Genomic DNA, 22,648 nt, shown 5'->3' with positions numbered 1-22,648 from the left:
TAAATTGTTAAGTGGAGGAATGTTGTTGAATAAAATTAAGATATTCGCATTGTTTTCAATATTATGCTTGTTTATTGTAATCCCGACAAGCTTTGCAATGGATAATGATACGGTTATTGTGGGAGGGGATACCACCTCTCATGATTACTACTTTGATGCAAGTGTTGAAAATGATTCAGGAGACGGCTCTCAGGAAAATCCTTACAAGACATTAACGTCCGGGAGAATTAAGGGTGACTCTATTATTCACCTAGCCAACGGAAGGTATGTATTGGATAGGGTCAGTTATGTTAATAACGTGACTATCATAGGGAGTGATCCTGAAAATACAATCATTACATATCCTACAGTAGGATTCCAATTAAAAGGGACATTTACATTAAATAATGTCACTCTACTTTACACTGGAATCAAAAACAACGGATATAATCTGACGGCAAACAATGCGATATTTAAAGGTTTTTCATCTTCATCATTAAGCATGATTACTGCTATTAAGAAGTCCATAAACAATTTCAATAACTGCACTTTCACAGACAATTCGGGAAATAGCGGCGGTGCCATTAATATAAATGAGTGTTATTTATACATTAAAGATTCACAATTCATCAATTGTAATGCAAATAATTACGGAGGAGCCATTAGCTGTGAAGATAATGCTCATATGGAAATTTATGACTCTAAATTTATAAATGATAACTCTAAAGGGTTTGATGGCGGAGGCGCAATTTTCCTGCTAAATTCAGTCTTGAAGACAAATGGCGTAGAGATAAGCAATTGTTCAGCATCATTCGGAGGAGCAATAACTTCACTTAGTTCACAACTTAATTTAACTAATTTCATATCTAGAAACAATAAGGCAAAATACTACGGCGGTTCAGTATACAGCCTATATGACACATTTTACATATTCAACTCAACATTGGTGAATAATTCTGCAGAAAATGGAGGAGCATTATATGCGGAAGGTGTCGAGATATTTAGAATATGCGACAACAGGTTCATCAACAATACCGCAACTGTTGGAGGCGCAGTCTATTCTGTTATCAGCGATTTCTTTTATGACTCCCTTTATGACAGTGCACTGAACAATTCATTTGTAAACAATGATGCATATTCATCTGATGAATTGAACATTACCTTTGAAAATGACCAATACATCCTCATTAAATACAATCCTTCTTTTAACGGAACCCTTCCTGATAAGTATGATTTAAGGGATCTTGGTCAGGTGTCTCCTGTTAAAGATCAGGGCAGTGGAGGAAACTGCTGGGCATTTTCTTCTATTGCAGCACTCGAATCAGCTATTTTAAAAGCTATGAATACAACTTACGATTTATCTGAAGAGAATATGAAAAATTTGATATCCATGTATTCCTCTTACGGATGGGCAATGGAAACCAATACTGGAGGATATGACAGGATGGCTATAGGATATTTGACCGGTTGGTTAGGTCCTGTAAACGAAACTGATAACCCGTATAATCCTAAATCCAGGTTGTCTCCTCTGTTAACCAGTTTTATTCATGTTCAAAATATTGTATTTTTCAAAAGGGACAATTTAACAGACAATAATGCAATTAAAAAAGCAATAATGGATTATGGTGCTGTATCAGCAAGCATTAAGTGGACTGGAGTTCATGTAAAAGGCAATAATAGATATTATGATGGCACTCCCGATGCTGATCACTCTGTAGCCATAGTTGGTTGGGATGACAATTACTCAAGAAGCAATTTCGCTTACACTAAAGGCAATTCTACAGTAATGCCTGATGGTGATGGGGCATGGATTATCAAGAATAGTCATGGGGTAGGTTCCGGTGACGGAGGATATTGGTATATATCTTATTATGATACTGGATTTGCAGAACCTGGAAAATACTGTTCATATGCATTTATTTTAAATGATTCAATTAAATATGATAAGAATTACCAGTATGATGTTCAGGGAAGGACAGATTTCTTCTACAATACCACCAGCACTGTTTGGTATAAGAATAAATTTACTGCAACTTCTGACGAATATCTGGCGGCAGTATCAACATATTTCGCAAAAGACACATCATGGGTCTTATCAGTTTATGTTAATAATGCATTAAAGCTTACAAAATCCGGAAAATCACCAGGCAGCTATTCAACAATTGGTTTAGGCGAACTCATCACCCTTAAAGAAGGGGATGTATTTGAAGTAGTATTCAAGATAACTGTCGATGGGGATGCAGGGGTTCCTATTTCAGAATCAATTTCACTTAACGAGGAAACCTACAGGGAAGATATTTCATTTATTAGTTACGACGGCAAGAATTGGGCGGATTTATATGAGCTGGTTTGGGAATATCCGAATCATACATATGATTCCCAAGTTGCATGCATTAAGGCATTCACAATCTTTGATAAAATCAACACCTCTTTAAGCTTAGATGTATCAGATCCAGTGAATCCTGCTGAAATAACCGCAACAGTTAGGGATAGCTATGGAAATCTTGTCGAGAGTGGTGTAGTTATATTTAATGTGGAAGGAAAAAATGTTAAATCCAATGTTAAAAATGGTGTGGCCAAGATAAATTACCTCTTTAAAAACCCTACAGGCAATGTGGTCAAAGCCACATTCAATGCAAACGGTTATGTCTCAAGCTCATCATCACTGAATGCAACCGTAAAAAGCGTATACTTAAATGCTGAAAATCTTGTTTCATATTATACGGATGCAATTAACTATAGGGTAGCATTAATTGACAGTTCTTCAAATCCTGTAGGCGGCAAGGAAATCAGATTCAATGTCAACAATAAAAATTATGTTGAAAAAACAGATTCTAAAGGAATAGCCAGCATTGATTTGAATTTGAATATTGGAATATATAATGTTACTGTAGGATTAAATTATGATACCAACCATTATTTGGATTTGGTTAGAACAATAACCGTCAAATCCACCATAAGCCTGCCTGAAGTTACCAAATACACTTTAAACTCCAATTATCAGGCTACATTATATGACCATAATGGAATTCCATTAAAAAATAAGGACGCAAGCGTCATTGTTGATTCCACAGCATATGATTTAAACACCGATTCGGAAGGCAGAATTAATTTCAATGTCAATTTGGCATCAGGTTTATATACGATTTATGTTGTGAATAATGTCACTGGTGATGTCAAAAGCCAGGATATCACTGTAGTTGATAGGTTAAATTCAAATAAAGACATTACAATGTATTATGGTGCCGGAACCACCTATAAGGTCAGGGCATATGACGATAATGGAAACATTGCAAAAGGTGTTAAGGTGGTAATTAACCTAAATGGCAAAAATTATTACAAGTACACGGACGATAGTGGTTATGTCTATCTGACAATAAATCTAGCTCCAAATACATATACGATAACGGCCACATACAAAGGATTCAAGGTTTCAAATAAGGTAGTCGTTAAGCCTACTTTGGTCATGTCAGATAAAACTGTTAAGAGGTCTAAAACATTTTCATACACTGTAAAGTTGCTAAATTCCAAAGGATCTATTTTAAAATCAAAAGTAGTTAAGGTCAAATTCAAAGGAAAAACCTACAGTGCAAAGACAAATTCAAAGGGAATAGCTACATACAAGATAAAAGTCAATTCTGCTATTGGTAAATATGCATTAACTGCAACTTATGGAAATGCAAAAATCACAAAAACAATAACAGTAAAAAAATAAGGTTATAAAACCTTATTTGTTTGCTTTAATTAATTTACGGGCTGCTCTTAAATCAGTGTTATATATATGGCCTGAGGTTGAGTGGTAGTGGACTCCACCAAAGTTTAATTTTTCACCGACAATCTCCTTGTTAACTTCTTCTTTCATTTTCAAGCCAAGGTATGCGATGAAGAACATGTTTGAGTAGAATGCACCGAAAATATCATTGCTTCTGAATATGCAGTGTATTGTCAGTTCATTTTCACGCACGAGGCATTGCAGAAATTGAAGGCAAGGTATGTCTTCCCTGTCAGAATCTAATTGAGGGTCAATTGTAACTGCCACTGCCCTGTTTGAGCCGGTTGCAGTCAAAATTCTTTCTTTCATTGTGTTGAATTGATCAATATCGAAGTGTGCATAGATACGATTTGGATAGGTGTATACAAAACCTTGGTCATCCGGATTTTCGGCTGATTTTACATATTCGTATAATGCATCACTTTTAATGGGACATGCTTCCATGTCGAATTTTCCGGATTTGATGTCATTCAACAACATTTCAGGTGTATAGTGTTGATATTTGGCTCTGAATTTTAGGTTGAATGGGTCATCAATTATATAAAAATTACCTAGACTTTCAACCAAATGATGATTTGAGTCTTTATAAGTTTCTTTTCCTTGCTTCAAGATTTTATCTACAAAATCTATATAACATTGATTGATAGTTAACATAAAAAACATCCCTTTTTAAATTAATTAAAATTATGTTTATAATCGTATTTAATAGTTGATATTTTTGAAAAGAATAGTTAAATATTTTATTTCCATATATCTATTACAGTTTGTTTTATAGGATGTTCTCCATACTTTTTAGTATATTCTAATTTGATGTGATGATTTAGATATTTTTTTTAATATCCATTACTTTAATCAAGGATATTTTCAATTAAAAAGTCATATGATTATGCATGAAATAATTGAAAAAAGGGGATGATGAAATTTAGATGAATCTCACAAACAAATCAAACAGTTCTTTTGTTTTGCCGGTTGAATCCCACTCGGTAATGTCTTCCGGAATCTCATATACGAATGTTGGATAGCCGGCCTGCGCTAGCGGCCTGGACACGAGCACTGCTGAGGTTGATTTGTATGTTTCGTTCCCGGTAGTGTGATAATAATTGAAATCACTTGCATTGTCGATTTTTTCAGCTATTTCAACTGATGCATTGTCCATTTCAGGTGTTGCCAAATAGAATCCTTCACCGTAACCTGCGATATGGGAATGGCTTATGATTACGCAGTCGATGTCTGAGGACATGATGTCCGGATTTACGAAGTTGTGAACGAGACTTTCCCCATTTGCCCTTCCTTTTTTGTAATCATCAGGGTCTTTTGTTACCGTAACCTTATAGTTAATTATTTTCATGTCAGGATGTTCAGCCGCCCATTCCTTTGCGGCCTGAATTTCAGGATCAATAGACAATGTTTCCCTTGGATGGATTCCAGTAATCAAAGCTATTGTGGTATTTGAGCTTGCATTGCCGTATACGTCTTTTTCAACGGTTCCGTATTCATTATCTGCAAGGATGTGGCTGCTTGTAGGCAATAACCTATGTTCTTCATAGTAAAATAAGCCGGCAAATATCAACAGAATAACCACAATCAGTATTATTTTAGTTTTCTTTCGCAAATTTTCACCTTTAGTTAATGTTTGTCGGTTTTACTATAATATTTTTTTGACATTTCATTGTGTTTTGAATTTTTTAAACAGTTCAGTTTGAAGAACGCTTTTTTGAGAAATTTCCTCTAATTTCAAAAATAACTTCCAGGGCATGGATAATATGAGATAATCATTTGGTATGAAGTGTTTCATCTTGCTTCGCCCTGCAAAATCAATTGGACTTAATATAGGCTTTGGGTCCTCACTTTCATCCTCCTTAAAGACAAAATTGCCGATTGCCTGACAGGCTGACGCCTGAGGAGTCAGGATATATGAATCCTTAACCCTGAATGAGGAGTTCAGCTGTATCAATGCGGTCAGCTCAATGGGATTGACAGTAAATATAACGGATTTCGGAATTTCTCCTTCATCTAAATCTTCAAGACCTTTAAAGATTACATAATTCTCGCTGTCATAGATGGGCCTATTTTTAATGTTTGTTTTTGCTGTTTCAAAGTCTGCAAAAATCCTTTCGCCTTCAACAAACATTTCGCTTGTGTGGCGGTTCATCTTTTCAAGTCTCCTTTTGTAGCTGTCCTTGTCTGGTGCAGATTCAACACCGCAGGAGAGGAATGTCGCTTGAAAGTCAATAGCATCCTCATCTGCAAGTCCGCTTCCCCAACCGAAAGCTGAGGCAATCCCTCCGCAGGTAATGTTTTCCTTTCCGAAACATGTGACCTTTCGCTTGGCTATGGTTTGTGCAACAAAACTCATCACGCATCCGCCTTTACCTTTTTTAGGCCCCACTGCATTTTCGGGTTTTATATTTGATTTAATCAAGACGATTGGCGGTAATTTAAAGTTCATTTCTTTTGCTATATTGCTGTTCATGATTTCTCCTCAATTTGAATTCTTGGAATGTTTTCCTTTTGAAATATCTAAATTATATTAAGTCCTTTTTTTAATTTCAATTTTTCGAACAAATGAACATTTTTTTAAAATATTTGGTTATTGCTTTGTATATTTTTTACAGATTTTTTTATATTTAAATTTTCATTGATATTTTTCAAAAAACTATACATTTATATACTACTTCTGCTAATTTAAAATAGGAATTCAAAAAGAGGTGATAAAAATGCGTAAGATTACTATAGCAATATTAGCTTTAATCCTTGTGGGCATGCTAATCCCAGTAGGATTTTCAACTGATTCCAATGTTGTAATAACTTATGGTGAGACAACCTATGCAAATTCAAACTATAAATCAAATGTCGATTCATTCTTTGAAAGTCAAACAAACTATGATGTCGACAATGTAGGTTCAAAAATAATCACTGCCGATCAGGTTAACAAGGTTTCAAGTTCCATAACAGGAAGGACCTATAATTCAAACCAGATATTGTCATCAGCACTTGTGGATCTAAATGACAATGACAATCTTCAGGTAAGCGTTGACAAGTCAAAGATTACAGTAATCACTGGCGATATGTACATATCCGCTTTGAAATCCGCCGGAATTACTAGTGGCCATGTCTATGTGACAAGCCCTGTGTCTGCCAGTGGGGAATCCGCTTTAGCAGGCATAATGAATTCATATGAAGAGGTAACTGATGTTGAAATTCCAGACAGCGTAAAACAAGCTGCAAACGATGAAATTTATACAGAAGCTGAGATAATCAACAATTCCAATGTATCTGCAGATGATTTGTCAAAATTGGTCGATGATGTAAAAGAAGAAGTCTCAAACGATAATGTTACAGATCACTCAACAATCGTAAACATCATTAACAATTATGTTCAAACCAACAACATCAACATTACAAACAGCGATATTGAAAACTTGGCTGACAGTATTCAACAAGTTCAAAACGTACAGGATGATGTAAGCAATTATCAAAGTCAGGTAAGCGATTTCATGGATAATGCCACCAGTGGCGACTTTTCATTGGATTCCTTGTTTGACTGGATTAAATCCTTCTTTTAAGGGGATTTAATTCCATTTCTTTTTTTTAATAGTTATTTTCGAAGTTTTTGGATTTAACAATTAATAGTTGTGTTCCAAACTATAAATGTTGAGAGAAAACTAGTCAATTAACATTGTCAATATCATTCATTTAAACTACTAAACTAGGTTTTTCACACAACCATGCTATTTAACCTATAGCTAGGTGGATATAATGTGCAGCAATTACACAATAGGCAATTGCTACACAAATATCTTCCATCATGTTTATCACCGTTAATTCATAGTTCATAATTAACACGATAAGATATTTATAGAAGTTTTTCCAACATTTAGAATATATCTTTATATGGTCTATAATATTTAATATGGTCAGTATTTCATTAAATAAAATTGTAATGACCTTGTAATATTGTTTTTAGATGAAAATAAACAAATTTAAGATAAAAGGAATAAAAGGATTTAAATATGATTAAATTCATAATATTAAACAGACATCATTGATGTTTAAAACCATGTTTGTCATGGGATAAGATATTTATATAAAATGAATGGGTTCCAACCCATTCAATTCATGAAACCTTTTTTTTATTGAATATGTCCATCATGTTAATTCTAATTGTGACATCATAGTTTTATTATTTTTTAATTTTTCACAATAATGCTATAAAATAAACCATTTAGTATATATACTAATTAAAAACATAAATTAATTCATTAATAGATTAATTTTACTTAACAAAAAGGTTTGATATCATGGTTAGATTTTCACAAACTCTTGATGAGAGGCAAGCAAGAAGTAAAGAAAGGCCTTACGAACAACTCAAGGAGAATCGTTATCCAGCTCGTGAACAAACACAACCTCGTCCAGTTCAAGGTAGGGATGATAGATTATATGCCAAACCTCCTAGACCAGTTTATCAAGAGTCTCCTAGCTATCAAAGACAGGAAAATATCTATAGGCAGCCTCAAATGGAAGATCTTGAGGAGATTATCTATGAGAAGCCTATCATTGAAAGGGAATCTATAAAGCCTGACATGTCCAAACCGGAATTGGAATTTCCAAAAGACCAGAATATTCAGTTCGGTGTTGAGTATGCTCCAAATTCAAAACCACCAGTCATTGGTAATAATTACACAATAAGGTCAAATTCAATTATCTATAATGATGTGGTCATTGGAGACAATTTCAGAACAGGACACAATGTTGTCATTCGTGAAAACACCAATATTGGTGATGATGTGTTAATCGGAACCAACACTGTCATTGAGGGGGACGTGATTATTGGAAATGATGTCAGCATCCAGTCCAACGTATACATTCCAACCAATTCTGTAATTGAGGATAATGTATTTATCGGACCTTGTGCTTGTTTTACTAATGATAAATACCCTGTGAGGATTAATTATGAACTTCAAGGACCTAAAATTAGGCGTGGAGCTTCTATTGGAGGCAACACCACTTTTCTATCAAATGTCGAAATTGGGGAAGGTTCTATCGTCGCTGCTGGAGCTATTGTAATACACTCTGTTCCGCCGTTTTATTTGGCTATCGGAACACCGGCTCGTATCAAACCGCTTCCAGACCACTTAAAAGTTCCAAACAGATTCTGATTAGCATAGACTAAAATTTTATATATTGATTATTTATTAGATATTAAGGAGATTATTTTATGGCTATTTATAAATGTAAGATATGTGGATATGTTTTTGATGAGGATAGCATTGAGGAAGGTTTGAACATTCCTAAGGGAACTAAATTTGAGGATTTGCCTGCCTCTTTCAAATGCCCTAAATGTCGCATGCCAAAATCAATGTTTGAAAAAATTTAAATAATTTTATATATTACAATTGGATAAAATATTATTAAGATAAATATACATTTAATGTAGATTTAAGGAGATTGTTATTATGGCAAAATTTAAATGTAAACTTTGCGGTTATGTAACCGAAGAATTTGATGAATTACCTGAAGACTACAAATGTCCTATGTGCGGCGCTACCGCTGACATGTTTGAAAAAGTGGAATAGGTGTTCTCAATGGCTTACGTCTGTAAAGTATGCGGATTTGTTCTCGAAGAAGACGAATTACCTGAAGACTACACCTGCCCTGTGTGCGGTGTACCTGCAGCAAACTTTGAAGAACAATAAGTTTCTTCATTTTTTTTTTTATTTTTTTTCCAAAAACTGCTTATTTTTAAAACTAGTATTTATTTTTCCGGAGTATTTTTCAAATATTTTCAAAATGTCTCTACCATCTTTTGATACGATTTCATAGATGACCTTATCAGAGTACTGTTTGTCAATGACCTCCAGATTATTGTTTCTGACTTCACTGTCCGCTAATTTAATATCAGAATATTCAAATATTATTTCATAAACCTCATACTCTTCTATTTCAAGTATTTCAGCCTCGCCGATAGCTTCCATAACGGACTTTGAATATGCTCGAACCAATCCTCCAGCGCCAAGTTTGATTCCGCCGAAGTATCTTGTGACGATGGCTGTTACATTGTGAAGTTCATTTTTCCTTAAGACATTGATCATCGGTTTTCCGGCAGTTCCTCCAGGTTCGCCGTCATCATCAAAGCCTTCCCCGTCACTTGCGATGTATGCGGTGCAGTTGTGGGTGGCGTCGCTGTACTGCTGGTTTAACTTTTGGATGATTTCCTTTGATTCGGCTTTTGTTCTTGTCGGATATAGTGAACATATGAATTGTGATTTTTTCACGTTAATTTCACTTTGGACAGGTTCTTTAATAGTTTTCATTGTATCAATATCTTTATATATCTAATCAAATATATTATTGTTAGTAAATTTTAGAAGGTGTTTATATTGTCAAGTAGATCCGCTACAGTTTTGGTAATATTCATAGTGGCTTGCATTGCTTTTTGTCTGGCTAGCGTTTTTGGAGCTATGACTGGACCAATATCAATTTCTAATGATACTGATGATGGAATTCTGGACAACCTTTCGGATATTATAAATCCTAACGATACCAATGACAATTCCGGCTCTAGCAATTCTCACAGTAATTCACATTCAAACAATAACAATCCTCAGACTGACGATTCAGATGTAGAGACTACGACTGATGATTCGAATAGTCATTCGAACAGTAATCGAAATAATAATCCAGACACTCCGGATGATTCTAATCCAGATGTAGAAACTACAACAGGATAATCTTATTTATCCTTTCTCTTTTTTTTTTAAAAATCCAATAATTTTTCAATGTCAAATATCACTGAGTTGATGGCTAAACTAAACAATCTGTTTCCATAGTCTTCGTCTACATAAACGCCGTTTTCTTCAATGTCTATTGCGCCTTCCTCAATGTTCGGGTCATCTCTGCGGGCTTGGGTAAATCCATGCAGGCCAACTTCTTCATATTCATTGACATTTGCCTGATTGACTATTTCATCTTCATTAATGATTCCGAGGACCTTGGCCATGGACAGCTCGCCGCTTCCTCCATGAGGGCCTTCTGATGAGATTACTTTATTGTTGAAAACTATTGCCAAATCGGTTTTATCTTCAATGTCCCACATCTCGGCCATTAGCGGTATGTTTCCACCGTGAGCATTTACTATAACGACTTTTTCGATATCCAGGAATTTCTTTGCAGAGTTAAGGGTGTTGATGACATTTTCTTTCAGCACATCAAGGGAAACATGAACTCCATGGTCAATTGTATCCAGTTCATAGGCGGGAAAGATTATTCCCAAAAATTTGGCTCCGGTTAGAAGGGATGCCTGAAATGCGATGTGGGCTCCGATTTTCGCATCGGTGTCAATTGGAAGTGCGGGGCCATGGTTTTCAAGATGGGAACCTAAAGCTATAATTCCAATTTTATGGACTTGGGGGTCTTTGACTTTTCCGGCTCTGTATCTCAGTTCTGCCATATAATCGCCTCATAGTTCAAAGTTCCAGATGTCGTCGCCGACATAGTGTTTTGTTTCAACGGCTTTTCCGGAATCGTTTGCAACCATTTCCTCACCGCTGATTAAGCTTACACCGATTGCCAGCGGTTTTCCATGAGTTTCATCTATAATCAATACGATGTCTCCAGGTTCAACGCCTTCGGAGGCATCTACAATTCCAGGACTCATTATGTCAGCGCCGTTGCTTACAAATCTGATTGCGCCCATGTCGACAGTTACTTTTTTACCATCAATTTCATTGGCAAGAGCCGCTTTTAGGGTTGGGAATGGTTTGTCGTCAATAATTATGATGTATGGTTCGCCATCCACCAAGATGAATGAATTAGGTTCCGCTTCGAGTATTTCAACATTCTTTTTTCCTTGAAGCAAACCTTCATATTCTCCTAATTGTGCTTTTATCTCTTTAATTTTCTTTTTTTTCAGGAAATTTCTTTTTTTAACTTTTATTGCCATGTTTACCCCATAGTATTTTTAATGAATAATATTATTTTATTCAAAATTAATAAATCTATTTGTTAATGGAGTATATTTCATCTCTTAGGAAAACATCATTGTAGTTGATTTCTTCCCCTAATCCTGCTTTAAGAAGAGGCTTGTCGCCGCAGGCGTATTTCGTTATTGTGGTTGCATTGCTGTCGCATAGTTTTTCAATGCAGGAGTCAATAACAAGAAGCTCTTGGGCTGTGAATTTTAGGTTGGGGAGGATGGTTAGATAGTATCTGTGAAGGATTCGATTATAATAGGGCTCTTTTCGCATGAACAGCTTGTTTCTGTCTATTAGATCTTGCGTAATCTTTCTGAAGTGTTTTGGCTTTATGCCTCTTTTTGATTTGATGTATGTCTCATTTGTAAGGTAAGTCCCGTAGAGTTCGTAATAGTCAAAATCAATGAAATACATCACTGTACAAAGCACGGTCTTTCCTATATTCGGCTTGCCATAGCATTTGGCCAGGATGTACATTATGAGGCTTGTATACTTTTCTTCATCGAATTTCATATGATGGCCCGTGATGGTTGGTGTGGCTATTTATGTTGGGGTTTCTATTTAAGGGATGTCTGAGAGCATTTGAAAAATAATTTAAATAGTGGTTGCACTAATTATTTAGTATTGACATTATTTTTTCATTATTTTAGCCTAAAATAAGGTAACATTTATATAGTAGGTAAGTTATAATTATTAGTATTAGTTTTAATTAGGTTTTGTCTTATCTTAACTTGATTATATTATGTCTATGAGTATTATTTTTACTCAATTCAGATTAAAAAACTAAAATTTTGATAATATAAGGTGATATAATGAGCGGACAAAATGTTCAAAGACCACTTGACGCATTAGGAAAATCTGTGGATTCTCCAGTTTTAATAAAACTCAAAGGAGATCGTGAATTTAGAGGTATACTTAAGAGCTTTGATTTACACATGAACTTAGTTCTTAATGATGCAGAAGAGTTACAAGATGGAGAAGTAACTAGAAGACTCGGTGTTGTACTCATTAGAGGGGACAATATTGTTTATATTTCACCATAATTATTATTTCTAGATTATATTTTCAACGAGAAGTTAGGGAGGTGTATCGATGTCAAAGGGAACTCCATCAATGGGTAAAAAGAATAAAAAGACCCATATCAGATGTAGAAGATGTGGTAGAAACACTTATCACATACGTAAAAAAGTCTGTGCTTCTTGTGGATTCGGTAAATCCAAAAAATTAAGAAGGTACAGCTGGCAAAATAAAAAACCAACTACTAGGCAAAGATTAGTGTAAGTTGGTAATTTTGAAGATTATTTAATTAATCTTCACTCAAAATCTATTTTTCAAGTTACTTTTCATTCAGTGTATATTTTATGAACTATTTTTAGATATATTTATATAATAATTGAGATTATATTAGGTTAAACATTGCTGAATTGAGGTGTTGGCATGAGTGAACTAAAAGATATTGCTCAAGAAAATGATGTTAATTTAGAAAATTGCGTAGTTTTTGTAAGAGGAAAAGATGACATATTGGCTGTTGATATTTCCAATGCAGGAATCAGGCAAAGAAGTGATGATACAATGGGATTCACATTTTCAATTACTCCAAAACAGGCATTGGATTTAGAAAAATATTTTTCCAAGTTTGCAACAGGCGAAAAGTTCTATTTTAATATTTCACAAACTGGGTATCGACCTGTCTATTATAGGGGATTGTCTCCAATGACTAAGGAGGTCAGTGTTGAATACGAACCAAAATTTAACATTACTCTATTTGCACAAAAGGCTATTGTAGTGCCTGATGACAATTACTTTGAGCCTACATGTGATTGCTGCGAGTTCTGCCATATTGAATAGAGTTGTTTTAAAATTAGGGATAATATCTCTAATTAATTTTTTATAGTTCGTCTTCGACGGCTTCCCATAAGTCAACTGCCCAGCCTTGGTTGGCATCGATTACCATATCCAATAGTCTTATTTTACCGTCTCTAAAACGGAACAACCTATAATCTTGCTGTGGCTTTCTTTTTGTTCCTTCTTTGTTGCAATCCAGATATATTCCTTCGCTGTATTCAGCTTCAAAGTTTCCCGCTTGAACAAAGTCTCCAACAAGTGAATATCCGTTCCTGACGCTTTTGTCTAGTTCATCAATGGTTTTCAGCCATCCACCCTGTGCCCTAAATTTTATATCTGGATCAATTTTTGTAATTTCTTCTTGCCAATTCAATATCATGTTACCAAATCCTTTTTGCTATTAATTTAATCTGGAAGATATATAAAAAAAGAGAAAGAGCATTTGAAAAGTAATATTTATAACTATAGTTATATAATAAAATAATATATATAAGTCAAATTTCATAATTAATATTATATCGATTAAGTTTGGGCTTTTATATGAATCTATTTGAAAAATTTGGGATTGAAACTGAAAATGAACATTTGTATGAGATTGCATTTACACACGGCTCATATAGTACAGAATATCATTTGGATTATAATTATGAAAGATTGGAATTTTTAGGAGATTCCATTTTGAGTTTGATTGTATCCGAGTATCTCTACAAAAAATACCCTCAATATGAGGAGGGAAGCTTAACCAAGCTTCGGTCCAATTATGTGTGTCAAAACGCATTGATTTATTATTCTCATGAATTGGGCTTGAATGAATATATCAGATTATACGCTGATGAGTCAAACCTGACAAGAAATGAGATAATATCCATCACTGCGGATGTATTCGAATCATTTTTAGGGGCAATATTCCTTGATCAGGGTATTGATTTCGCAAAAGAATTTATATCCCGACATGTTTTCAAATATATTGATGAAGAAAGGGTATTCTTTAGAGACTATAAATCCGCAATAAAGGAATACGCTGATGCAGAAGAACTGGAAATATCCTATGAAACCATACACGAATATGGTGTTCCCCATGACAAGACATTCATAATATCCATTTTGATTAATGGAAAGGAAATGGGTGTTGGAAAAGGAAAGAATAAGAAGGAAGCACAACAAGCTGCTGCAAAAGTTGCGATTGAAAAATTGAATATTGGTGTTTTAAATGAATGATGAATCTGTTGGCATTGTTGAGACAAAATATCTTAATATCGATGAACCGATTAGTTTGGATAGTGGTGAAACTCTAAACAATGTTACTGTTGCTTATGAAACTTATGGTGAGCTTAACAAGGAAAAGTCCAATGCTATTTTGATATGCCATGCATTAACAGGAGATGCTCACGCTGCAGGTTGGCATAAAGGAGATAAAAAGCCCGGATGGTGGGAAATTGTAATCGGGCCTGGAAAAGCCATCGACAGTGAAAAGTATTTTATCATATGTTCTAATGTGCTGGGAGGTTGTAAGGGAACAACCGGTCCAAGTTCAATCAATCCTGAAACCGGTAAGGAATACGGCCTTGATTTTCCGGTAATAACCATTAAGGACATGGTAAATGTTCAAAAGAAACTCATTGACTCATTTGAAATCAGCCAGCTAGTTGCGGTCATTGGCGGATCAATGGGTGGAATGCAGGTTCTGCAATGGATGGTCTCATATCCTAAAATGATGAAAAAGGCAATTCCTATAGCAACTTCGGCAATGTCTTACCCTCAGCAGATAGCTTTTAATGCTGTAGGCCGCCAGGCAATCTTTTCTGATCCAAACTGGAACGGCGGAAATTATTATGAAACTGGCAAGAAACCCGAAAACGGATTGTCTCTAGCCCGCATGATTGCTCACATTACTTATCTAAGTGATGAATCAATGGACATCAAATTTGGAAGGGGCTTGCAGGATAAGGATGAAATCAGCTATGACTTTACAATCGATTTTCAAGTCGAAAGCTACCTAAGACATCAGGGAAGAACATTTGTGAAACGTTTTGATGCAAACAGCTATCTATACATTACAAAAGCCGTTGACTTGTTTGACCTTTCAGTTAATAATTCAATAAGCGATGGGTTTAAGGATGTTGAAGCTAAAGTAGAAGTGATTTCTGTTGATTCTGATTGGCTATACCCAACAGAACAGAATAAAGAGATTTTGACCGCCCTTAATGCTAATGATGTTGAAACATCATTTTCAGAAATCAAATCTAATTACGGTCACGATGCGTTTTTACTTGAAAAAGGACAGCTCAATTTCATTTTCTCAAAATTCCTATCAGACAACATTGTTGAAGACATAATGATGGAGGAAATCGCCACAATTAAAGAGGATGCTGATGTTAAAGATGCAGCTAAATTAATGCTGGATAAACATGTAACACACATTCCTGTTGTAACTGATGATTATAAACTGATTGGTATTGTTACAAGTTGGGATTTATCCAAATCAATTGCGACCAATTCAAATCACCTGAAAGACATCATGACAACAACTGTCAAATATTGTCATGCTAATGATTCCATTGAAGACATCGCAAGAAAAATGCGTAAATTTGACATTTCCTGTCTTCCAGTTGTTAATGAAGACATGAAAGTTCTTGGTCTTATTACAACAGACCAGATTAGTAATTTACTCAGTTAAATAACTTCCTTTTTTTATTATTTTTTTAGAAATAGTTATCAGTCCCAAGCAGAGGTTTTTTAGAGGAAAAATGGGTCGATAATTGAATAAGTTTAAGTGTCTGCTTGGAACTTCTTTGTAACAATAATCTGTTATAGAAATGTTACATATGTTAAAGATGGTTTACCTAGTATATAAATGTTTTGTTTTTAATTTTTTAATTAAATATTAATTAAATTTTTTTATATTTAATATAACTATTAATAAATTCTTTTTAACATAAAAAAATTAATATATTATTATTAATTTAAATTAAATGCTTTTTTATGGTTATATTTATTATATTATACATTTTAAATGATTTTATTAAAAATAGTAAAGTTTATATACTATGTAATGTAACATTAACATAAGTAATTAGATTTTGACAAAATTACTTGAAGTACTTAAATACTTTTTGCAAAAATGACTTAATTTGTGGGAATACTATGAGAACCATGATTAAATATTTAAGACAAGAGCTCAAAATGAGCCAACAAGAACTTGGGGATAAAGTTGGAGTCACCCGTCAAACGATCAATGCACTGGAAAACGGGAGATATAATCCTTCTTTATTTTTAGCTTATGAAATAACCCAGGTTTTTAATAAAATGTTATTTAAAGGAGATCGAGAACAATATTTCGTCATGGAAGATATTTTCATTTTCGATGATGATTACTATTAGGAGTTGAAAAAATGATTTTAGATATATATAAAGATGCACTTGAATATTCAGCAAAGGACTGGAAAAAATTAGTGATTTTAGGTGTAATTTGCTTATTCAGTTTCTTATTGCTTCCAGTATTCTTAATCACAGGATACAATTATAGAGTTATTGACACAGCAGTTCACGGAGTAATCAATGGAAGGGATCCATTGCCTGAATTCGATGATTTGATTGACATGTTTGTTGACGGGGTTAAAGTTGTAATAGTACAGGTCGCTTATTTGATTGTGCCGGCGTTAATCTTTTTGATATTTGCATTTTCTGCAGGTTTCCTTGGAGGAATAATGGCAACTGCATTGCTTATAATCGGAGGTTTCATTACCTTCATATTGGGAATCGTTGCCTGCTTAATGCAGCAAATGGCACTCTGTCACATGGCCTATAATGATGGCTCACTTTCCAAAGCATTTGCAATAGGCGAAATAAAGGAAGTCATTGATGAAATCGGTTGGTTTAGATGCATTGCAACCTATTTGGGTTTAATAATAATAACTGTAGTTATAGCAGCTGTTGTTACAGCAATTATTGCTGCAATATTTGCCGTATTCGGACTTTCAGGATTTGCTTTGGGAATAAATGCGACTGGAGTATTTGTCTTTGGGTCATTAATAAATTCATTGATAATCACTTTCATTGTTGGACCTTACTTGAGCATTTTTAATTCAAGATCCATCGGATTATTATATTCAATGCAGATTTAGGTGGTAATGTGGCAAGTATAACCGATTGCGTTAGTGAAGGATTGAAATATCCGTTTAATGATGTAAAAAAGATTTTAAGCTTTGGAATGCTGTTTGCAATAATCAATGTTATCTCATTTGCGACTTCTCAAATAGCTGTTAACGCATTTAGAAAAGTTACTATTGCAAATGGCGATTCTTTAGCTTTGAAATTATCACAGATTCCTGCTAATGACATCTATCTCATTGTGGCATTGTCTGTGATAAGCTTTATAATAACCCTCTTCATAATGGGTTATCAATATAACGTGATTAAATTCTCTATTGATAAAAAGAATGAGCTTCCCGGATTTGGTGACGTATTGAATATTTTCGCAAACGGAATAAAGTATTTCATTGTCAGTCTGGCTTACAATATCATTCCGATCGTCTTATGCGTTGTGGGGGTTATATTAATTAATGGATCACATGGCGAATATCTAATCATTCTAGCAGCGATATTGTTCATAATATTTAATTTCCTCCTTATTATGGCCATGGCAAACATGATTGATGCAGATAAATTCACAAAGGCGTTCGATTTAAGAGAGGTATTGGATAAGATTGCCAATCTTGGATGGGGCAAATATATAGGAATAATCCTTTTCACATTCTTAATCTCTGCAATAGTGCTGATTTCAGTTAGCATAATCCTAATGTTGCTATCAGGCGTTGTTGCTATGGTGATTAATCAGGCAATAGTCATATCTGCCATAATGACAATTATTGAAGGATTATTGGTATCTCCATATATTAGCCTATTTTTCTCAAGAGTATACGGATCCATTTACCTGGAAGCGAACAAATAGGATGTTTTAAACATTCTATTTTCTTTTTTAATTTTTTTTATTTAATGATTTTGCAATACTAGTCATATCTTTAAAAATATATGTTGCATGTTAATAAGTTGTTATTAGAAAGTTATTTAATTTGTTAAGTGATACTATGGTTGATTATGTAATTGAAACAAGAAATTTATCAAAAAAATATTCAAAGGATTTGGTTGTAGATTCTCTAGACCTGCATGTTGAGAAAGGAAAGATTTACGGCCTTTTGGGAAAGAATGGGGCTGGAAAGACCACAACAATGTGCATGCTCTTGAATCTTACATATCCAAGCAGCGGTGAAATTCTCCTTTTTGGAAAGAACCCCAAAAAGTATTCAAAAGAGGTTTATTCCAAAGTAGGCTCCATAATAGAGACTCCAGGATTTTATGAGAATCTTAGCGCATATGAAAATTTGAAGATAGTTTCAAAATTGAGGGGAGATTTCGATCCTTATTGTATCAAATCTGTTCTTGAAATGGTCAATTTGGAAGATGCGAAATCCAAAAAATACAAGGATTTCTCATTAGGCATGAAGCAGCGTTTGGGAATCGCCGCCGCCATAATGCATAATCCGGATTTGTTAATTTTGGATGAACCTATAAACGGCCTTGATCCCTTTGGGATTAAGGAAATCCGGGCATTGCTTAAAAGATTGTCCCATGAGTTTGGAATAACGATTCTGATTTCAAGCCATATCCTAAGTGAAATAGAAAACATTGCAGACGTAATAGGGTTCATGGATGAAGGTGTTTTAATCGAAGAGATTTCCAAGGGTGATTTGCACAATAAGCTGGATAAGTTCGTTGAATTTGAAGTGTCCGACGTTGATTTGGCAGTCATGATTCTTGAAAAATTGGAACTTAACGAAAATAAGGATTTCACTTATGCAAATGGTGGAATAATTCGTTTGCACTCTAATTTAGCCCTAAGGGATAAATTCAATGCACTGTTTGTTAAGTCAGGAATTGACGTTAGAAAAGTAAATTTGTGCGAAGAGAACCTGGAAGACTTCTTTACTAGGATGATTAATAATAATTAATTTTGGTGATTTGATGTTAACTTTTATTGAAATGGAATTTTTAAAACTTAAAAGATCAAATATTTTTATATTGAGCTTGATAGGGGCCATCACTCCTCCCCTTCTGATGTTTATTGCAATTTTTGCTTTTGGTGAAGCCAATAGCTTTGAAGCATTATTTACTAATGTTAATATGTACATGTCTGCAATATTTGCAGTTCTGCTCTTCTCAATTATAATATCATACCTTTTTGGAAGGGAATACAATGAGCACACTCTAAAGACCATGCTGACAATCCCAATATCCAGAGGAAAATTCCTGATGTCCAAATATGTCATGTTTTTGGCATGGGTCTTGATTTTGACAGCAGTCACAAGCATATCAACAGCAATTTTAGGTTTTATTTTAGGCCTTGAAGGATTTACGCTAAAGCTATTCATCGATAGCTTTGCCCAGCTTCTCTATGCAAATGTCCTTTTGTTTTTGACATTCTCCCCATTTGTATTCCTGTCATTGTTCATTACAAACATGGTCCCTGCAATGGTTGGAGGCGCAGGTTTGACATTGGTGAACCTGATGGTGTATTCCCAAAGTTGGGCTCCATATGTCCCTTGGGTTTGCCCATACTTGATTGCATCAGGTGAAATAGCCGAATATAGTGCCGGAATTGGAGTGTCCTATGGTGTTATTCTAGCTACTTTCTTAATTGGGTTGGCTGTTTCTTATATTTACTTCACTAAAAGGGATGTTGCTATTTAACATCCTTTTTTTAAATTAATTTTAAGTATAATAATTTCTATAATGTTATATCATGTGTTCAATTGTTGGTTTGCAGGGTAATTTTGAAGGTAATGATATTGTTGAAATGCTTAAAACTTCAAAGGATAGGGGTCCGGATTCATCAGGCGTTTTTTTAGATGAAATTCAAATAGACATCAACATTGATGAATTCAATGATGACAATACCTATTCAATCGGATTTGGCCATAACTTGCTTTCCATTTATGATCTAAACGACAGGGTTTCAAAAGCGCAGCCTGTTGGAAATGATAATCTTGTTTTGGTTTTCAATGGGGAGATATATAATTTCTACACAATGAGGAACTTCCTAAAAAAAGTCGGCGTTGAGGCTGAAATCACCTCTGATGCTGAAATGTTACTTTATTTGATTGATTTTTATGCTAAAAAACTTGACTTGTTGAAAGCTGTTCAATCAGCCATTAGGCTAATCGACGGAGACTATGCCTTTGCTGTATGGGATGGTGAGAATCTGGCTCTTGCACGTGATCCTTTAGGGGTCAAGCCTTTGTTTTACGGGGAAAACGATACTTTGAAAGGATTTGCATCTGCAAAGCAAAGCTTAAAGGAAGTTGGCATAACTGACATCAGCACATTAAAGCCGGAACATATCTTATACAATGGCGAGGACATTGCCCCTGCTCAGGCAATATATGAAAAGGTCTTTGAGGGGGATGTTGCAAAAATAGACAAGATGCTTAGATTGAGTGTTCTTAAAAGGGTCGAAAGCCTTACGGAAATTGGTGTGATATTTTCAGGTGGCGTGGACAGCTCATATTTGGCATTGCTTTTAAAGGAAATGGCTGAAAATGTTCCCTTAAAAATTAAATTGTATGCTGTTGGGGTTGAAGGCTCAAAAGATGTTGAAGCTGCAATCTATGCTTCAAAATTCCTTAACCTTGATTTGGAGATATGTGAGGTTACAGAGGATTTGGTGCGTGAAGCGCTTCCTCAAGTGGTTAAAGCCATTGGTGATGATAATCTCATGAAGGTGGGTGTTGGCCTCACCACTTATTTTGCAACTAAAATGGTCGCTCAGGATGGTTTGAAGGTAGCCATTTCAGGCCAGGGTGCTGACGAGCTGTTTGGAGGGTATAAACGATATGTTAAAGGTTTCGTTGATGGAACTCTTAACTATGATTTGCGCCATGATATCTCAAACATGTATCATGTCAATCTTGAAAGGGATGATGCATGTTCAATGCTCAACTCAGTGGAGCTTAGATTGCCATTTTTAGACAAGAAGCTTGTGGAGTTGGTATTGAACATTCCTGACAATAAAAAAATTGTTTCCATGCATGATGACATGAGAAAAAGTATTTTGCGTAAATTGGCTTTTGAAGAGGGTCTTGACTATGAAATTGCCTACAGGCCTAAAAAGGCAGCCCAATACGGAACCGGAATCGATAAGATTTTAAGAAAGAAAATCTTAAAGGATACTGATATCAGTTCGTTTTTGACTTGTTAAAGATATGGGCAATAGATTTTTTCTAATATTTTTTAAATAATCTTTAACTTTATTAATATTAAAAAATAATATATTAATCATTAGTATAATTATAGGAGTTTTGATTCATGACAATCGAAAAAGATGCTGAAGACATTATCGAAAAATTTTCAAAGATTCTAGAGGATATTCCTGATTCAGATGAAACATGGTATATTACTGATAATTTAAATTTAACACGTGAGGATGAATCTCACGAGAAAAACCCTGAAAAAATTTTGAGAAATGCCAGTATTGACAAAGAAGGCAATCTTAAAGTTAAAAAAGCGGATTGGACAGGTTAAAAGAGGGATTTAAATGAAAATGAACTTAGTTTTAGAGCTTTTGGATGTTCCTGGTCAACTGGTTTCCGCATTAGAACCTATTAGTAGTCTTGGTGCAAACTTGGTTACTGTCATTCACAAAAGAGAGTCAAAAAATGAGCAAGGCATGGTTCCGGTTCACCTTACAATTGAAGGGGAACGCGAAAACCTTTTTAATGTAATTCAAAAATTCGATGATTTGGGATTTTCCATTGTCGAGATGGATGGTGTGGTTAAAAAGGAAATGGTCAGTACAATATTATACGGCCATATTGTCGATAGGGATGTAAGGGACACCATGGATAGAATCAATGCATTGAAAGGTGTTTGTGTAGCCGGATTTGATATTAAATTAGATGGTGAAAAAGAATCTACTGCACTAGTTACTGTTGAAACCGATTACGGTAAAAAACAATTTGTTTTTGATAAGATCAAAGAAATTGCTGAAGAAAAAGATTTAGTTATGATTAATGAAGTTTAGGGA

28 protein-coding genes are annotated in these 22,648 nt (G+C 34.6%); 20 read left to right on the top strand and 8 right to left on the bottom strand.

Annotated features, from left to right (window positions below; all coding sequences use genetic code 11):
- The first annotated feature begins 19 nt into the window (after positions 1 to 19).
- The gene (locus tag IJE64_RS06695) at positions 20 to 3,694 is read left to right on the top strand and encodes a C1 family peptidase (RefSeq protein ID WP_292783810.1); all 3,675 of its coding nucleotides are present in this window, start codon (positions 20 to 22) and stop codon (positions 3,692 to 3,694) included.
- 12 nt (positions 3,695 to 3,706) lie between these two features.
- Here IJE64_RS06695 and IJE64_RS06690 read toward each other — a convergent pair whose 3' ends face one another.
- The 3 genes from IJE64_RS06690 to IJE64_RS06680 form a co-directional block, all read right to left on the bottom strand.
- Positions 3,707 to 4,405 (bottom strand): thymidylate synthase, encoded by a 699-nt coding sequence (locus tag IJE64_RS06690; protein ID WP_292783807.1) that lies wholly within the window; start codon positions 4,403 to 4,405, stop codon positions 3,707 to 3,709.
- Between the two features lie 268 nt (positions 4,406 to 4,673).
- The gene (locus tag IJE64_RS06685; protein ID WP_292783804.1) at positions 4,674 to 5,363 is read right to left on the bottom strand and encodes a hypothetical protein; all 690 of its coding nucleotides are present in this window, start codon (positions 5,361 to 5,363) and stop codon (positions 4,674 to 4,676) included.
- 54 nt (positions 5,364 to 5,417) lie between these two features.
- Complete coding sequence (locus tag IJE64_RS06680) at positions 5,418 to 6,224, bottom strand: DUF169 domain-containing protein (RefSeq protein WP_292783801.1); 807 nt, start codon at positions 6,222 to 6,224, stop codon at positions 5,418 to 5,420.
- A gap of 244 nt (positions 6,225 to 6,468) precedes the next feature.
- Between IJE64_RS06680 and IJE64_RS06675 the strand changes: the two genes are divergently transcribed.
- From IJE64_RS06675 to IJE64_RS06655, 5 genes are all read left to right on the top strand, one after another.
- On the top strand, positions 6,469 to 7,317 hold the full coding sequence (locus IJE64_RS06675; protein WP_292783798.1) for a DUF1002 domain-containing protein: 849 nt from the start codon (positions 6,469 to 6,471) through the stop codon (positions 7,315 to 7,317).
- A gap of 1,017 nt (positions 7,318 to 8,334) precedes the next feature.
- Entirely contained in the window at positions 8,335 to 8,910 is a 576-nt protein-coding gene (locus tag IJE64_RS06670) for an acyltransferase (RefSeq protein ID WP_292784118.1), read from the top strand.
- 59 nt (positions 8,911 to 8,969) lie between these two features.
- A complete protein-coding gene (locus tag IJE64_RS06665) occupies positions 8,970 to 9,128 on the top strand; it encodes a rubredoxin (protein WP_292783795.1) in 159 nt (52 codons plus the stop codon).
- Positions 9,129 to 9,207: 79 nt separating this feature from the next.
- The gene (locus IJE64_RS06660) at positions 9,208 to 9,327 is read left to right on the top strand and encodes a rubredoxin (RefSeq protein WP_292783792.1); all 120 of its coding nucleotides are present in this window, start codon (positions 9,208 to 9,210) and stop codon (positions 9,325 to 9,327) included.
- A gap of 9 nt (positions 9,328 to 9,336) precedes the next feature.
- Complete coding sequence (locus IJE64_RS06655; RefSeq protein ID WP_292783789.1) at positions 9,337 to 9,447, top strand: rubredoxin-like domain-containing protein; 111 nt, start codon at positions 9,337 to 9,339, stop codon at positions 9,445 to 9,447.
- An 18-nt stretch (positions 9,448 to 9,465) separates the two neighbouring features.
- Here the strand turns inward: IJE64_RS06655 and IJE64_RS06650 are convergent, their stop codons facing one another.
- Positions 9,466 to 10,065, bottom strand: a complete 600-nt coding sequence (locus IJE64_RS06650) for a YigZ family protein (protein ID WP_292783787.1) — start codon at positions 10,063 to 10,065, stop codon at positions 9,466 to 9,468.
- A 66-nt stretch (positions 10,066 to 10,131) separates the two neighbouring features.
- On the opposite strand from IJE64_RS06650, the gene IJE64_RS06645 reads away from it, so the two are divergent.
- On the top strand, positions 10,132 to 10,482 hold the full coding sequence (locus tag IJE64_RS06645) for a hypothetical protein (protein ID WP_292783785.1): 351 nt from the start codon (positions 10,132 to 10,134) through the stop codon (positions 10,480 to 10,482).
- A gap of 26 nt (positions 10,483 to 10,508) precedes the next feature.
- Here IJE64_RS06645 and arfB read toward each other — a convergent pair whose 3' ends face one another.
- Genes arfB through IJE64_RS06630 form a run of 3 tightly spaced genes read right to left on the bottom strand, consistent with a single transcriptional unit; the run spans position 10,509 to position 12,237 of the window.
- Positions 10,509 to 11,201, bottom strand: a complete 693-nt coding sequence (gene arfB, locus IJE64_RS06640) for a 2-amino-5-formylamino-6-ribosylaminopyrimidin-4(3H)-one 5'-monophosphate deformylase (RefSeq protein WP_292783783.1) — start codon at positions 11,199 to 11,201, stop codon at positions 10,509 to 10,511.
- A 9-nt stretch (positions 11,202 to 11,210) separates the two neighbouring features.
- Positions 11,211 to 11,693: an RNA-binding protein gene (locus tag IJE64_RS06635; RefSeq protein WP_292783781.1), complete on the bottom strand. Its 483-nt coding sequence runs from the start codon at positions 11,691 to 11,693 to the stop codon at positions 11,211 to 11,213.
- A 55-nt stretch (positions 11,694 to 11,748) separates the two neighbouring features.
- Positions 11,749 to 12,237 carry a type II toxin-antitoxin system antitoxin SocA domain-containing protein gene (locus IJE64_RS06630; RefSeq protein WP_292783779.1) on the bottom strand — a complete coding sequence of 163 codons (489 nt, stop codon included), beginning with the start codon at positions 12,235 to 12,237 and terminating at the stop codon, positions 11,749 to 11,751.
- 299 nt (positions 12,238 to 12,536) lie between these two features.
- Between IJE64_RS06630 and IJE64_RS06625 the strand changes: the two genes are divergently transcribed.
- From IJE64_RS06625 to IJE64_RS06615, 3 genes are all read left to right on the top strand, one after another.
- On the top strand, positions 12,537 to 12,767 hold the full coding sequence (locus IJE64_RS06625) for an LSm family protein (RefSeq protein ID WP_116591755.1): 231 nt from the start codon (positions 12,537 to 12,539) through the stop codon (positions 12,765 to 12,767).
- A 49-nt stretch (positions 12,768 to 12,816) separates the two neighbouring features.
- Positions 12,817 to 13,005 (top strand): 50S ribosomal protein L37e, encoded by a 189-nt coding sequence (locus tag IJE64_RS06620; protein ID WP_067042784.1) that lies wholly within the window; start codon positions 12,817 to 12,819, stop codon positions 13,003 to 13,005.
- A 156-nt stretch (positions 13,006 to 13,161) separates the two neighbouring features.
- On the top strand, positions 13,162 to 13,572 hold the full coding sequence (locus IJE64_RS06615; protein WP_292783777.1) for a hypothetical protein: 411 nt from the start codon (positions 13,162 to 13,164) through the stop codon (positions 13,570 to 13,572).
- 40 nt (positions 13,573 to 13,612) lie between these two features.
- Here the strand turns inward: IJE64_RS06615 and IJE64_RS06610 are convergent, their stop codons facing one another.
- Complete coding sequence (locus IJE64_RS06610) at positions 13,613 to 13,948, bottom strand: hypothetical protein (protein ID WP_292783774.1); 336 nt, start codon at positions 13,946 to 13,948, stop codon at positions 13,613 to 13,615.
- Between the two features lie 161 nt (positions 13,949 to 14,109).
- Here IJE64_RS06610 and rnc point away from each other — a divergent pair, with 161 nt between their 5' ends.
- From rnc to IJE64_RS06560, 10 genes are all read left to right on the top strand, one after another.
- Positions 14,110 to 14,787: a ribonuclease III gene (gene rnc / locus IJE64_RS06605; RefSeq protein WP_292783771.1), complete on the top strand. Its 678-nt coding sequence runs from the start codon at positions 14,110 to 14,112 to the stop codon at positions 14,785 to 14,787.
- Positions 14,780 to 16,246, top strand: coding sequence for a homoserine O-acetyltransferase (locus IJE64_RS06600; RefSeq protein ID WP_292783768.1), 1,467 nt, complete (start codon positions 14,780 to 14,782; stop codon positions 16,244 to 16,246). The genes rnc and IJE64_RS06600 overlap by 8 nt, the downstream gene beginning before the upstream one ends.
- A gap of 467 nt (positions 16,247 to 16,713) precedes the next feature.
- On the top strand, positions 16,714 to 16,950 hold the full coding sequence (locus IJE64_RS06595) for a helix-turn-helix transcriptional regulator (RefSeq protein ID WP_292783765.1): 237 nt from the start codon (positions 16,714 to 16,716) through the stop codon (positions 16,948 to 16,950).
- Between the two features lie 11 nt (positions 16,951 to 16,961).
- Entirely contained in the window at positions 16,962 to 17,693 is a 732-nt protein-coding gene (locus tag IJE64_RS06590; RefSeq protein WP_292783763.1) for a DUF4013 domain-containing protein, read from the top strand.
- Between the two features lie 8 nt (positions 17,694 to 17,701).
- Positions 17,702 to 18,520: a DUF4013 domain-containing protein gene (locus IJE64_RS06585; protein WP_292783761.1), complete on the top strand. Its 819-nt coding sequence runs from the start codon at positions 17,702 to 17,704 to the stop codon at positions 18,518 to 18,520.
- Between the two features lie 136 nt (positions 18,521 to 18,656).
- A complete protein-coding gene (locus tag IJE64_RS06580; RefSeq protein WP_292783759.1) occupies positions 18,657 to 19,577 on the top strand; it encodes an ABC transporter ATP-binding protein in 921 nt (306 codons plus the stop codon).
- Between the two features lie 13 nt (positions 19,578 to 19,590).
- A complete protein-coding gene (locus IJE64_RS06575; RefSeq protein WP_292783757.1) occupies positions 19,591 to 20,316 on the top strand; it encodes an ABC transporter permease in 726 nt (241 codons plus the stop codon).
- Between the two features lie 52 nt (positions 20,317 to 20,368).
- Complete coding sequence (locus IJE64_RS06570) at positions 20,369 to 21,823, top strand: asparagine synthase-related protein (protein WP_292783754.1); 1,455 nt, start codon at positions 20,369 to 20,371, stop codon at positions 21,821 to 21,823.
- A gap of 107 nt (positions 21,824 to 21,930) precedes the next feature.
- Positions 21,931 to 22,146 (top strand): Asp-tRNA(Asn) amidotransferase subunit GatC, encoded by a 216-nt coding sequence (gene gatC, locus IJE64_RS06565; RefSeq protein WP_292783752.1) that lies wholly within the window; start codon positions 21,931 to 21,933, stop codon positions 22,144 to 22,146.
- Between the two features lie 13 nt (positions 22,147 to 22,159).
- Positions 22,160 to 22,645 carry an amino acid-binding protein gene (locus IJE64_RS06560; protein ID WP_292783749.1) on the top strand — a complete coding sequence of 162 codons (486 nt, stop codon included), beginning with the start codon at positions 22,160 to 22,162 and terminating at the stop codon, positions 22,643 to 22,645.
- The last annotated feature ends 3 nt before the right edge of the window (positions 22,646 to 22,648 follow it).

It is taken from the genome of Methanobrevibacter sp. (assembly GCF_017409525.1).
Classification (GTDB): domain Archaea; phylum Methanobacteriota; class Methanobacteria; order Methanobacteriales; family Methanobacteriaceae; genus Methanocatella.
The sequence above is the reverse complement of the archived record's forward strand: the minus strand, read 5'-3'. Positions and strand labels throughout refer to the sequence as shown.